The organism is Shewanella sp. 10N.286.52.E4 (assembly GCF_041468785.1).
Classification (GTDB): Bacteria; Pseudomonadota; Gammaproteobacteria; order Enterobacterales; family Shewanellaceae; genus Shewanella; species Shewanella electrodiphila.
This window is the reverse complement of the sequence record NZ_JBFRJJ010000017.1, coordinates 65,436-78,814: the sequence shown is the minus strand read 5'-3', so window position 1 is coordinate 78,814 and position 13,379 is coordinate 65,436. Positions and strand designations below refer to the sequence as shown.

Here is a 13,379-nt window from a genome sequence, read left to right as displayed (position 1 = left end):
TAAGCGCCTATAACTAAGCGACTAAAACTACGCCCTTAAAACCAATCGACGATTGGCAATTGGTTAATTGCCATTCAGCTCAATTAACTCGCTCCCACGACTTAATAAAGAACAAATAACCCTCAGCGAGCAAAAAACAACCTGAGGGTTTCATCCTACAAACGCGATTAACTTAAATTAATGTCTCCCCCTAGAATGCTCGCCAACACATTAAGACCGATGCAATTTCAACAATGTAACAAGATGAGCAGCACATAAAGATGCGCCACTTTAAGCAGAAATTGTATGGGGTTCACAACTGACCAAGGTTCGTTAGTTGATATCAATAACGATTGAATACGCATAGTTTTGCGGTTCAATAGGAGTATTAGACATGAGCTTTACAAAGAACTGGATGACATCATTCCCAATGCAAGTATTAACCCTTGGTATAGGCTTGTTGGCACTCAATTATCCAGTGCATGCATTTGCTGAAGATACGCAAATCGAAGTCGTTAAACAGCAAGAACAAATTTTGACTGGCAGAGCTATTTTTGCAAAGTACGGTATTGCTGATGATCTACCTAAGCTTGGCTTAAGCTCATTAGCGCAAGGTGAGCACTTGGTCGAGCATGTAAGCCGCACAACTAAAGTGGGTGACCAAGAGCGTCGTTCTGAAGTCTTCTTGGTTCAAAATACTGATGAGAAAGGCAACATTGACCTTAGGATTAAATACGATCCATCCAAGGTTGATGAAAATGAAGACATCATCAATGAAATTGAAGCCAACACCAAAATTGAGTATCGCTTACGTAAATATGCCCAAAGCTACGATCCAAACTCTGTTACTGCAACTGAGCTGGGTAATGGTCAGGTAGAAATTGCATTTAACTATTCAAAATTTGGCTTACCACAAGACATCGCTTATTTCCGTTTTATGCGAGTTAAAATCATTGCGGAAAACAATCAACCAGTGCGTATGGTTATTAAAAATACTCGTGATTTTGCATACCAAAATTTTCGAATTAATGACTATCAACAAGTGGTTGATTTTGAGGTTCACGATGAAGGCGTCAGAATTAAGCAAAAGCACATCCAAGCTATTGGCATGAATAAAAAAGCCCAACCTGTGAGTGTTACTACCTTGGTTGAACCTGTGGTTTTTTACGATGATGAAACACACTCTAAAGTGCTAAACGAAGCACGTTTATCACAGGTATCTGATCCGAGATACAAAGAGGAAAGCGTAAAGTTAGACAGAGTCTTTCCTTTAATGAGTGACATGGTTCGCCAGCAAGGCATTGATGTGCCTTTACCGTTTGGTATCTCTATGGCGTACCGCAACCAAGATATGAACTTTGGCTTTACTGACTTTGACATTATGGGCATTAAGTTAAATGAGCTATTCGATCCCTATAAATCGGTAGCCCAAGTGAATGCTGAAACATTAACTTTACGCGGTGAAATGAACATCCTGCCATTTTGGAATGTGTTTGGGTACTACGGAAAACTGAATGTTGATGCCCAGGTTGATGCGGAGTACACCGGTGAAATTGGTCGCCAACTACAAGATGCACTGAATAACAAACTACCAGGATTAGGTAACGCACTATGTGATGAGCTATCTGCATTATGTAACTCGGGCACATTATCAGTGCCACTTGATTTACATTATGACTTAGCCGGTATCGGTACGACTTTATCAGTTGGCTACAAACAGCTTTTTGCCTCAGTAACAACCACTTACACCAAAACAAAAATGGAAGGTAGTGATAAATGGAGCGACGGTATCTTAACGATTCAACCTATGTTGGGTTACCAATTAGCTGATTACCGTGCACAAATTTTTGTTGGTGCTGAGTATCAAGACTTAAATCCGAATATGGAAGGCACGATTGCTGGTGTTGAACTAGGCGGAGAAGAATTTTTCTATAACGTCGGCGTAGACCTAAACAAATGGGCTTACTTAATCGGATTTAACAAGCAATTTGGCAAAAACTACAACCTGAGTGTGCTTTACAACAAAGGCGAAACACGTAACTCATTTACGGTTAACTTTGGCTACCACTTCTAAATATTAATTGTTCGACAAAGCACATGACGAGCTAGCCAACTAAAGGCTAGCTCAATATCACTGACTATGGCTATGTAGGCTGAAAACTCAATGAGGACTCCATCCTACATATGCGATTACAGATAGATAGCTTGAGCAATTATTATACACCCACATTCACTGACAGCGCAGCCAACAGACCTTAACAATAATCAGTAAGCCTAACTTGGCGAACTGCTGGCTACGTCAACAGCCTAGCTTATAACAGCTAGAGTATTACAGGATACAACGATGACTTTGTTCAATAAAACACTACTAGCCGTTACCATTACACTGACTTTAGCCGCTTGCGGTAGTGATAGTGATGAGACGCCAGAAACAACACCGACTCCACCACCACAACTTCAGCCGTTACCACCTGAAGAAGTCAGCCTTGAAATCGGTAACAGCATTATTACAGCAACAAAAGAATCTCACGTAGTCACTTCAAGTGACGGCGAAGAGTCTTTAGCCAGCATTGAAAGCTTTAAAGGCATTACTTACGCAACAGCAGAACGATTTGTTCACAGCGGCGTAAGCGACATGACAACTGAAGTTAATGCCACAGAGTTTGGTTTTGCTTGTCCCCAGCTTAAAACCACACAGGAACTGCAATCTGAAGATTGTTTAAGCCTTAATATTTGGCGTCCTGCAGATGTCGCAGAAGAGACATCATTACCTGTTTATGTATTTATTCATGGTGGCGATTTCGAGTCTGGTGCAGGTTCTGAACCGCTTATTCATGGCGATACCGTTGTCGCTCAAGGTACAGCTGAAGGTAACCCATTTATTGCCATTACCCTTAACTATCGTTTAGGCATGTTAGGCAGCCACTGGCTGAAAGATTCGCAGGGCGGCAACTATGGCCTTGGCGACCAAAAAACAGCCCTTAAGTGGATTAACCAAAACATCGCAGAATTCGGCGGTGATATTGAAAATGTCACCTTAATGGGTCAAGGCGCTGGCGCTATGTCTGTCGGTATTTTACAGCAAACTGACACCGAAGAGCCGATGTCAGGTGAGTACTTTACTCGCGCGATTATGCAAAGTAATCCAGCAGGTTTCGATTATCGTAGTTACGACCAAGCAGAAGATTTTGCCGATAAAATAGCAGATTATCAGGCCGAAATGCCTGAGCTTGACCAAGTTGATTTAAAAGATTTGCCACTTGATCAATTGTTAGAAGTACAAAGAAAAGCATCATCAGCGCTTTCGCGCATTGGCGACTGGACTGGATTATCTTGTGTTGACTTAGACAACTTAGTTGGCAGTGGTATTTGTTTAACCAGTAAGGTTTCAAATGAAACGACGCCATTGGCAAACTTAATGCCTTTCGCGCCTTACATTGAATATAAAAAACCGATTTTTGGTTCAACCATTAAAGGTTATCACTTAAGAACTCAGCCAGCACTTGATCACTTCACTGTGCCAACGGTTGTGGGGTCAAACACTGACGAAGCTAGCAGCACCGCTATGCTGCCAAGCTTAACGTTTTTAATTCCAACCATTATTAACTTAATGACTGAAGATGACCAAGATTTAATCGAGCAAGGCGATGTTAACCAAAACATGATTGAGTGGCTTGCAGACAAAAATAACATGGCATTAGTAGAGCAAGAAATAGCCCAACTAACTGCTGATGATATTAAAGCGCAAGTCGAGCTTGGCGATATTTTACCAAGCTCTGCATACGAGGCGATTACCAAGTTTTACTTTGGTTTAGGTAATGGTGACACCACGAATGGCTTATTAGGCTTAACTGATTTTTACCCAAACAAAGAAGGTGAAGTGTCAGGCGCGTTAGCCAACATGAAGCAGTTTAAAATGATGTTGAATGACGTGTTATTTGCAGGACCTGCACGTAAACAGGCTCGCGACAGCCAAGAGGATAATGTAGAAGCGACCTTTTACCAATTTGGTTATCACGCAAGCTTTAACGTATGGACTTACAATACCGATGGACAAGAAGGCGCTGTGGATATTGGCGATGTACTTAAGACTGTAAGCTGTATTAGCGGTGCTTGTAATGCATCAGAACTGCCATTTGTGTTTAACAAATCGTTAAAACTGGATGGTTCTTCAGTAAAAGTAAGCACTAAAGACCAAGCATTGATGGATAGAATGTCTCGTCTATGGTTCAGCGATGAGCTGTTTAACGACTACCAATACAACAGTGACAGCGTACTTGTGTTTGATGAAGATGGCGTTGAAACCTTCACCCAAGATTGGGATAGCAAACAACCAGGCGTCGACCCAGAATTACGCGGCGGTCGCCTACAAGGACTAGAAAACCTAAATCTAATATTAGGTTACATGTAAGCATTAACCAGGTGTCTACCACAACACACTAATGACATGTTAATAAGGCCAGTTCGCTGGCCTTTTCTATGACTTTTTCTTGCTAAGGTAAAATATTTTCAATGACATTATTCAAACTTAACCAGCACAATTCCATTTGGGCTTTGCTATGTGGCATCTTGCTGTTAAGCGGCTGCGCCACCCCGAACCCAAGCGTACCAGACGATTTTGAGGCCAACTTTCAAAAGCGTGATTATCAAGCTCAAGCTTATATCATCCCTAGAGCCAATGAAGCATTTGCACACCGTATTGAGTTAGTCAGGCAAGCCAAAAGTAGCATCGACATGACCTACTTTTCATGGAATGGCGATACCTTAGGACTAAGCCTGCTAAATGAAATTAGCAAGGCTGCCGATCGCGGCGTCAAAGTTAGGTTAACCTTAGATGACTTATTAGTGTTTAATGACAAATGGTTAGCTGATATTGATAAACACCCTAATGTACAAATCAGAATATTTAACCCTTTTAATTCGCGCAAAATGGGTTGGGCTGGACGCGCTTTTGATTTTCAAATTCATCAGCAGAAGCTAGATAATCGCCTGCACGAAAAATACTTTAACATTGATCATCAGTACATGATTTTAGGTGGTAGAAATATCGGTGACGAATATTTCGGTTACAGTAAAGCGGCCAACTTTTACGACCTAGATGTTTTATTTTCAGGTGACGTCATCGCGCCTTTCGCGGTCAATTACGAGCGTCAGTGGCACAGTGAACACTTAGTGCCTATTGCCGAGCTGATTCATGTTAAAAAAGACATTAACGATACCCGCTATTTTAAAAAAGCCTTCAATAAGGCAACAAAAAAGCATGCTGAAATTATTGCCGATATTGAGCACACCATCAACACAATGCCAGCAGCGCAGTGGATTGATGTCACCGTTTCCCCAGTGTTTGATTCGCTAAATAAAATGGAAAACCGTTTACCTTACTTTAGACAACGTGCTGAAATTGCAATCCAGGATGAATTGGCTAATGCCAAAGAGGCGGTTATTTCAACCCCATATATTGTGCCAACCGACGGTGATTTTTCGGTGGTATCAAAGCTTACAAAGCAAGGTGCAAAAGTACAGCTAGTCACAAACTCATCGGCATCGAACGACTCGTTATTTATACCCGCCTACTACGAAGAACACCGTAAAACCTTACTGGATATGGGCGTCGATATTTTCGAATATAAAGACACGGCTAAAAATGATGACCACTTTTATCATGGCGATACTTATTATCACAATAAAACCATCATTTTAGATAGCCGCGTGTCTTATGTCGGGTCGTCTAACTTTGATCCGCGCTCAGACTTTATCAATGTGGAGTTTGGGTTATTTGTTCACAGTGCAGCCTTTGCTGAGAAGTTGCATCATTACCTATTTGCCCAGCAATCATCTCTGTATTGGCAAGTGAGCAAAAACGCTGAAGGCGAGATTGAATGGCAGTCGCAACAAGAAGTACTAAAGTCAAACCCAAACTATGGTAGCTGGCATAAGCTACCGGATTGGTTATTCAAGAAAATGGATGGTGAGTCGGAGCTTTAATAGACGACAAAACGGGGGCCTTAGTTACCCACTAAGGACGCTTTATTATTGATGTGATTATCAATCTTTTGCTTACGACCCATTAATCTCAGTCAAACTCACACGCTTGGTTAGCTTGAATGGTTTCCGATGCGATTTGCCCCAATAGCTGTTGTGTCGACTCCTCAACTGCGATATCAGCTATATACGGCAACAAATCTGCAGACTGGCCAGTTATCACTTCATAAAACACCAAAGCAGTCAATAAGTTGCCCATCAGCGAGGCATGATTTCCATCTGTACTGTGTAACTTAAAACTTGGATCCGTCATTAAGGTCTTATTCCAAGCTAATCCCACAGGGGCAACACAGGCTTTTTGCACTGCTGCAATACTTTGATGCAGTGAGTGTACTTGCCGCCCTTCATCTGGTCTGCCTTTTTGTGGGTGTTCAGGAAATAGAATCGGCGTAATTGCCGACTCTTTCGCTGTTGCTATCCATGTTCTTGCAGCAATGATTGGATAAGATACAGTCCCTGATTGCGAGTACTTTTGAGCTTGTAAAATAATATGACTCCATGACTTTGAAGCCAAAATATCTAACCTGCGCTGCTGACTAACTGGATTATCTAAATACCCACCAGCCGCATTCACTGCAGAAACTTGTACGTTGCTATTACCTGCCAAAATCAGTTTAGTTATCAAGCTTGCCTGAGCAGAGACATGACTATTGCCAAACAGTAACACTTGATAATGTTGAACATCTCTATTATCTGGAATTGCTAGATTACTAGCAGTATTTGTCTCTGTTATTTTTGGTGGGGGAGTTTCTTGCGCAGGCTCACTCATTACAGAGTCACTTCCACAAGCTGATAAAAGTCCCGTTGTAATAATCACAGTGGCGAAACGGATAACATATTTTAAATACATAATGACTCCTTTGAGCGGCCTGATTAATGTTTGGATTAGTTAAAAATCGGCGTGTAAATTTGCTTTAGTGCTGCCGCATCATATACCGCCTCATGAGGTACATTATTCAATTCTGAAAAACGTACAGGCTTAATACATCCTTGCCATAACTTCGTCTCAGTACCATTACTCAAGGCGCTCACTGCAGGATGTGCCGTTATTTCAGTTGTCTCGTCACAACCATTGATTTGACGCCAATGGGCTAAGGTGCCATCCACTGATTGGATTTCGCCCTCGACTCTACCATTCATAGGGACATCGGTATCTCTAGGGCTATGTAAATGATGTATGGTCACTGGTGTAGAAGTTGTGCACTGTTCAAAGTCTCCGCGAAACTGGCCAGCAAGGGATACGACTGCAGAAATTTGCTCTGGGATCTCACAGGCCAATTTGTACCCCATAAATCCACCAGCAGAATAACCAAACACATACACTTTATCGCTAGTAATATTATTTTCTGCTTTCAAGCGCGTGATAAGATTCACTATAAAATCTGTATCTACAGCGCCTCCTCTTTCTGTATTTAAACTATCCCAGCCCCAAAACTCATTACTGCCCTGCGGGCTAGCTGACAGTAATTGCTGTTCTTCGGTAATGGTTTTCGCATCAAAAATCCCAGACACTTTTTGGGGTGTTCCTGGCGCACCATGTAAGAATAATGCGATACCTTTTATCTCTTCATCAGGGGTGTAAATAATCACGTCACGCTCATCAAGCCTTAAGCAGCTAGAACCCTCTAAAGGCGCTTTACTTGCACATTTAGGCGTTTCATCTGTAACCTTTGGGGCATCAACTGATTCGTTGCTATTACTTCCGCTACATCCCATGAGCAGCCCAGTTAATACCGTACAAGCTGCTAAGTTTTTATACTGTCGACTTGGCTTGTTTATTAGTTGAAAATTAATCCTTACTTGCTTTGTGCTTTTTTTCATATCATTCCCTTTAACATTTTTAAGTGCTTTGCTTTCGTTCACATAGTGTGTAGCGACCTTGCTTTCAAGCAATAAAGAGGTAAGAATGGTTTGATAATGGAATAATAATGATTAATAAAATCATAAGGATATAAATGCGATTTGCCTTTGGCGATATCATTGTTGACGTTGAACAAGTCAAAATAACCAAAAAAGGCGAGCACCTGGAATGCGAACCTAGGGTATTTGAACTGTTATTATTCTTTTGTCAGCGCCCTTTAGAAGCCATTTCTAGAGAAGAATTAGTCAACACTGTTTGGCAAGGCAGAATAGTCAGTGATGCTGCAGTCAATCGCGCTATCGGCGAGTTAAGAAAGCTCATTGAAGATACCCCCTCGTCACCACAATGGATTAAAACCGTCAGTAAAGTTGGATATCGATTTACTGTCAGCCCAACTCAGGAAGATGCAGAAACAAACAGTGAAAACACAACTGATTCATTCGCTGAAAATCCGTCTCTGCTATTAGATAATAATGGTCATAAAGAATCTCGAACAGAGACTCAAGCAATTGCTATTAATCCAAAAAGAAAAAATATAGCCGTCCTACTTTTAATTAGTATTTCGTTCCTTACTTTAACCTTAGTTGCTCTTTGGGGCACTTTTCCAATCGTTAAACAAAGTAAACCTTTGGCAAAGCATCAACTGCAAGTGATACAACGTAAACCACTAACGTCCATTACTGGCAGTGCTTTTAATCCTGCTTATCATCAAGCTAACCAGCAATTAGTTTACTTATATCGAGCAAGTAGTGATGACTATGCTCAAGTTCATCTACAAATAAACAATGGCGCCCGTTCAGCGCTAACCCAAGATAGTTTTTATTATACTGATGTCGTATTTGGCAGTGGCAATCTTGTTTACGCATCGCGATTAAATAACTTACAAGAGCGCCATTGTGAAATTATTCAAATAGATACTGTAAGTCAGCAAGTGACCTCACTTTTCAAGTGCGGCATAAATGTAGTGACACAACTCGCCTTCGATAGCCATAAACAACGATTATTGTATCAATCTCGCCCGAGTATCTCTGAGCCATACAGCATCCATGCCTGGCAAATCGATACAGGCAGAAAACAGCAAATCACTCACCCCAAACAATTCGGTAATAACCTTGGCGATTACACCTTTTCACTGTCTAGCGATAATCGATATCTTTCGGTGATTGAATATGATGCTGACAACAAGGACACGATGAAACTGATTGACCTTGGCGATAATCAGTTGCTGCAAACCCATCCATTTATTGATGATGTTTTTGGTTTAATGTGGCGCTCAGATACTGAATTACTGGCCAGTAATAGTGATGGCTTATTTATATTTGACATAACTAAGCAGCAATTAACGCCAATAGAGCATAGCGATCAATTTGCTAGATTAGCAGCAGGGAAAAATGATCAAACGATACTCACTGAGCGCAGTCAAATTAGAATGAACATCGTCAGTTATCCTATTACGGTTGAGGCCACTAGTGTTGAAGAGGCTAGTGTTGAAGAAGCTAGAGCTGATAGCGCCAGTCTCAATAATACTGTTGTTAAAACAGATACCGTCACTCCACTAACAGCAAGTTCAGGTATCAATCAAACACCAGTATTAGGTAATCAAAGCAATATTATGGCTTTTATTTCTGATCGAAGTGGTGAAAGAAATATCTATATTAAAGATGGTAAAAGTACGCTCATACAAACAGCCTTCAAAGGTGAAATAAAGCACATCAGTGCAATGGCTTGGACACATAACGATAAGTATTTGATTGCGAGTATTAACAGTCAACTGTTTCGCTACTCAATAAACGATCAACGCTGGCAAGTAATAGCTGAGAGCTTTGCTCAAGTACATCATGTTGCAGCAAGTGAAAATGCCATCTTATTTAGCGCAGAAATAGACAACAAGTGGAATATTTGGCAATTACCAATTGATGCACAAGGTAATATTAACCAAGACACAGCCTCACAGTTGACCACCAAAGGCGGTTATAGCGTTCAAGCAAATAACCAAACTCTCTACTTTAGCAAATTCAATCACCCTGGATTATTCCAATTAAACTTAAATGTAAGTACTGAGAACTTAAATGATGAAGTGGCAGAGAAGGTACTGATTGATGATTTCCCTATTGCAGCTTGGCGACATTGGCAGCTAAAGGGAGACTATATATATTACCTACTTGGCAAAGAGTATCTGTCATTAAATTTAACCAACAACGAAATAAAGCCTCTGCATCATTTTTCAGGCAGAGCACCCAGTGGCTGTAATTTAGCCGTTCAGCGCAACTTTTTGGCCTGCGATAGAATTGAATTGAGTCAAAGCAATATATGGCAATTAACGCTATCACATTAAACAAAATGCCCTCTTCTGAGGGCGTTTTGTCAATGAGTAGCTTTCGTTAGTCAGGTTATTATTGTAATGATTTTTTGATCTGAGCCGTATCTCTTTTTGACAGCTTAATATACATAATCAATGACAAGAAGATCACCACGCCACCCGCTAGCTTTTGCATTTCTACGCTTTCACCTAACATCAAGATACTCAACATTAAGGTCCAAATCGGCTCTAAAACCATAATCAGCGCGGCGGTTTCCATGTTCACAGAATACTGACCTATGGTCTGTAATAAGTAACGCAGTGATGTCGCAAACACTGTAGATAACACAAACCATATCGCCAAGTTACTGCTGACTTCAAACGGTGCTTGCTGCGTGAACGCAACATAAATACCGCCGACTAAACCTACCATAAACAGCTGTAAGCAGATTGAATCTAACGGTTTAATACGATTGCTGATCTTCTTATTTAATACAAAATGAACTGACAATAACGCTGAAGCGAATAAAAAGAACCATTGAGATTCATCCACTTCCCAGCCATTGGTTAATGTCATGAGCATCATCCCAGCAATACTCATGGGTAAGGCATACCAAAAAGCTTTGTTAGGTTTAATCTTAAATAAAATCCAGGCTGTCATCGGTGCAATAATCATGGCTAAGCTCATGATAAATGCTCCTTCCGACAAGCTTTGGGTCACTGACACCGCATGTACCCATACCAATAGTGCCAGACCTAGAAAGATCCCCACGCCACAAGCAAGTAGAATTTGTTTCGCCCGCAAACGCCATAAGCTTTTATAGCAAAATGGCAGTAACACTAGACTTGCTAGCATGAAGCGACTGGCAATAAAGGTCTCGCCTGGCATATCCATTACCACGACTTTCGAGGCAATCCAGCCAAGTGCAGCCAACAAAGTGGCGATGAATAAAAACAAGGCTCCGCGCATGTATGGCCTCTAAAGTGGAATTGATGAATATGAAAAGAAGTGACGCTGTTATAAACGATTATCGATAAAGTCACGAACATCGTTTTTGTAAACTGTGAAATCAACGAGATTTATCACGATGGATTTAAATAATTAAAATACCAAAAAAATAGCAACCAAGCGTTAGCGAGGTTGCTATTAATCTCTATTCTAGTTGATCGCAGCGGATTCAACTAGCCAATCTTTTTAGCCAATCTTTTTAGCCATGAGCTAGTTTACTGCTCACTGTACTCTGGGTAATCAGTTAAGCCTTTTTCATCTCCGCCGAATAAGGTAGCAGGATCATGGGCAACTAATGGGTAACCATTTTTAATGCGGTTCGGTAGGTCAGGGTTTGATACAAACGGACGACCAAAACCAATCATGTCAGCTAAGCCATCGTTAATCGCTTGTCCGCCCTTTGCTGCGTCATACTTACCTGCGTAAATTAACACGCCTTTGTAAGCTTCACGTACGGCTTGTCTGAATTCAAGTGGGGTTTCAGGCGCATCATCCCAATCTACTTCTGCGATGTGTAAATAAACAATGTTATGACCATTAAGCATTGCTGCAGCAGCGGTATAGGTTTCAACAGGCGTTGCATCAACAGTGCCGTTAAGTGAGGTAAATGGCGCTAAACGCACACCCACTTTATCAGCGCCAATGGCATCAACCATCGCCGTGACGACTTCACTTAAAAAGCGCAGACGGTTTTCGATTGAGCCACCATATTCATCAGTGCGATCGTTCGCTTCTGAATCAATGAACTGATTGATCAAATAACCATTTGCCGCATGTAACTCGATTCCATCAAAGCCTGCTTCAATGGCATTTAATGCAGCCTGACGATACTCGCCAATCACTTGTTCGATATCAGCTTTGGTCATTGCACGTGGCTCAACCACATCCACAAAACCCGGTGCATTGCTGCCGTCATCAATGAATACTTTTACATTTTCAGCTTTCATCGCTGATGATGAAATTGGCTGTTCACCGCCAATGTTTGCTGGATGGGTAACGCGACCTACGTGCCAAAGCTGGGCAAAGACAACTCCACCATTAGCATGCACGGCTTCAGTGGTTTTCTTCCAACCCGCAATTTGCTCAGGCGAGTAAATGCCTGGTGTCCAAGCATAGCCTTGACCCATTGCAGAAATTTGGGTGCCTTCAGCCACAATTAGACCTGCTTGTGCGCGCTGACCATAGTACTCAGCCATCATATCGTTTGCAGAGTTACCAGGCTGTGTTGCACGAGAGCGTGTCATTGGTGGCATAACAATACGGTTTTTTAGGGCGTGTTCACCTAATTGAATAGTTTGAAATAATGCATCTTTCATGGTCTTTCCTTATAACGAAAATGGGAAATCAATCGGCAATATGCCAAGGAAAACTTAATCTAATTGAATCAGTTCAATCTGGTAGTTATCTGGATCAGTAATAAAAGCAATGTGAGTTTCGCCGCCTTTAACAGGGCCTGGCTCGCGAGTGATGTTTCCGCCTAATGCTTTAATCTTGTCACACGCCGCATAAATATCGTCAACACCTAAGGCTAAATGACCAAAAGCGTTACCCATTTCATATTCATTGGTATCCCAATTATGGGTCAATTCGATAGTCGTGCCGCCTTGCTCATAACCAACAAACACTAAGGTATAGCGATAATCAGTATTTTCATGACGCTCTAACACCTTCATACCCAATACATGAGTGTAAAATTCTATTGATGTATCAAGATCAGCAACTCTGATCATCGTGTGTAGAAATTTCATAAAATACCCTTAAGTATGTGCAAATAAATGTGCTGCTATCTCTAGCGAATAAAGCTATTTTACGACTTAGTATTATAAAAATATAATCATTAAAAATTCTTAAAATCATAATTTTTTGTTATACATAAAATTAAAGTCAATCTGCGAAAAGTTTTCAACGGCACTGATATTGAGCATCTAGCTGCATTTTTAATCTGCATCGGTAAGCTACAAGTTTGGTTTTATAGCCCTCTAACGCTGTCGATGGGGCTTCCCTTCCATAAGAAAGCTAGCTGGAATCTAGATAAAGGAACTAGCAGTGTAATGGTCTACATAAAGCGTTAACTATTTTCGAATAAGTATGAAGCTTGCTCACCTATAAGAGTTAGAGCGATTTCGTTGGGGGGCAGCAAGACGCTTTATATATGAATCAGCGAGAAGAGAAATGCTGTTGTTTCCCTT

General features: G+C 41.2%; 9 protein-coding genes. 4 read left to right on the top strand and 5 right to left on the bottom strand.

The features are described from left to right. Positions 1 to 373 precede the first annotated feature (373 nt). From AB4153_RS09220 to AB4153_RS09210, 3 genes are all read left to right on the top strand, one after another. On the top strand, positions 374 to 2,053 hold the full coding sequence (locus AB4153_RS09220; protein ID WP_198589517.1) for a hypothetical protein: 1,680 nt from the start codon (positions 374 to 376) through the stop codon (positions 2,051 to 2,053). 270 nt (positions 2,054 to 2,323) lie between these two features. Then, positions 2,324 to 4,390: a carboxylesterase family protein gene (locus AB4153_RS09215; RefSeq protein WP_371997143.1), complete on the top strand. Its 2,067-nt coding sequence runs from the start codon at positions 2,324 to 2,326 to the stop codon at positions 4,388 to 4,390. A gap of 101 nt (positions 4,391 to 4,491) precedes the next feature. After that, positions 4,492 to 5,964: a phospholipase D family protein gene (locus AB4153_RS09210; RefSeq protein ID WP_371997142.1), complete on the top strand. Its 1,473-nt coding sequence runs from the start codon at positions 4,492 to 4,494 to the stop codon at positions 5,962 to 5,964. 88 nt (positions 5,965 to 6,052) lie between these two features. Here the strand turns inward: AB4153_RS09210 and AB4153_RS09205 are convergent, their stop codons facing one another. Further along, entirely contained in the window at positions 6,053 to 6,871 is an 819-nt protein-coding gene (locus tag AB4153_RS09205) for a hypothetical protein (protein ID WP_371997141.1), read from the bottom strand. Positions 6,872 to 6,906: 35 nt separating this feature from the next. Further along, positions 6,907 to 7,842, bottom strand: a complete 936-nt coding sequence (locus AB4153_RS09200; protein WP_248955445.1) for a PHB depolymerase family esterase — start codon at positions 7,840 to 7,842, stop codon at positions 6,907 to 6,909. Between the two features lie 134 nt (positions 7,843 to 7,976). Between AB4153_RS09200 and AB4153_RS09195 the strand changes: the two genes are divergently transcribed. Then, complete coding sequence (locus AB4153_RS09195; protein WP_371997140.1) at positions 7,977 to 10,217, top strand: winged helix-turn-helix domain-containing protein; 2,241 nt, start codon at positions 7,977 to 7,979, stop codon at positions 10,215 to 10,217. A 58-nt stretch (positions 10,218 to 10,275) separates the two neighbouring features. Here AB4153_RS09195 and AB4153_RS09190 read toward each other — a convergent pair whose 3' ends face one another. From AB4153_RS09190 to gloA, 3 genes are all read right to left on the bottom strand, one after another. Further along, positions 10,276 to 11,151, bottom strand: coding sequence for a DMT family transporter (locus AB4153_RS09190; protein WP_371997139.1), 876 nt, complete (start codon positions 11,149 to 11,151; stop codon positions 10,276 to 10,278). Between the two features lie 254 nt (positions 11,152 to 11,405). Then, positions 11,406 to 12,506, bottom strand: a complete 1,101-nt coding sequence (locus tag AB4153_RS09185) for an alkene reductase (RefSeq protein WP_102526531.1) — start codon at positions 12,504 to 12,506, stop codon at positions 11,406 to 11,408. Positions 12,507 to 12,560: 54 nt separating this feature from the next. Further along, positions 12,561 to 12,938, bottom strand: coding sequence for a lactoylglutathione lyase (gene gloA, locus AB4153_RS09180; RefSeq protein ID WP_229370077.1), 378 nt, complete (start codon positions 12,936 to 12,938; stop codon positions 12,561 to 12,563). Positions 12,939 to 13,379 lie beyond the last annotated feature (441 nt).

Coding starts and splice junctions, on each gene's coding strand:
- AB4153_RS09220 (WP_198589517.1), top strand. CDS start 374: ATGAGCTTTACAAAGAACTGGATGACATCATTCCCAATGCAAGTATTA.
- AB4153_RS09215 (WP_371997143.1), top strand. CDS start 2,324: ATGACTTTGTTCAATAAAACACTACTAGCCGTTACCATTACACTGACT.
- AB4153_RS09210 (WP_371997142.1), top strand. CDS start 4,492: ATGACATTATTCAAACTTAACCAGCACAATTCCATTTGGGCTTTGCTA.
- AB4153_RS09205 (WP_371997141.1), bottom strand. CDS start 6,871: ATGTATTTAAAATATGTTATCCGTTTCGCCACTGTGATTATTACAACG.
- AB4153_RS09200 (WP_248955445.1), bottom strand. CDS start 7,842: ATGAAAAAAAGCACAAAGCAAGTAAGGATTAATTTTCAACTAATAAAC.
- AB4153_RS09195 (WP_371997140.1), top strand. CDS start 7,977: ATGCGATTTGCCTTTGGCGATATCATTGTTGACGTTGAACAAGTCAAA.
- AB4153_RS09190 (WP_371997139.1), bottom strand. CDS start 11,151: ATGCGCGGAGCCTTGTTTTTATTCATCGCCACTTTGTTGGCTGCACTT.
- AB4153_RS09185 (WP_102526531.1), bottom strand. CDS start 12,506: ATGAAAGATGCATTATTTCAAACTATTCAATTAGGTGAACACGCCCTA.
- gloA (WP_229370077.1), bottom strand. CDS start 12,938: ATGAAATTTCTACACACGATGATCAGAGTTGCTGATCTTGATACATCA.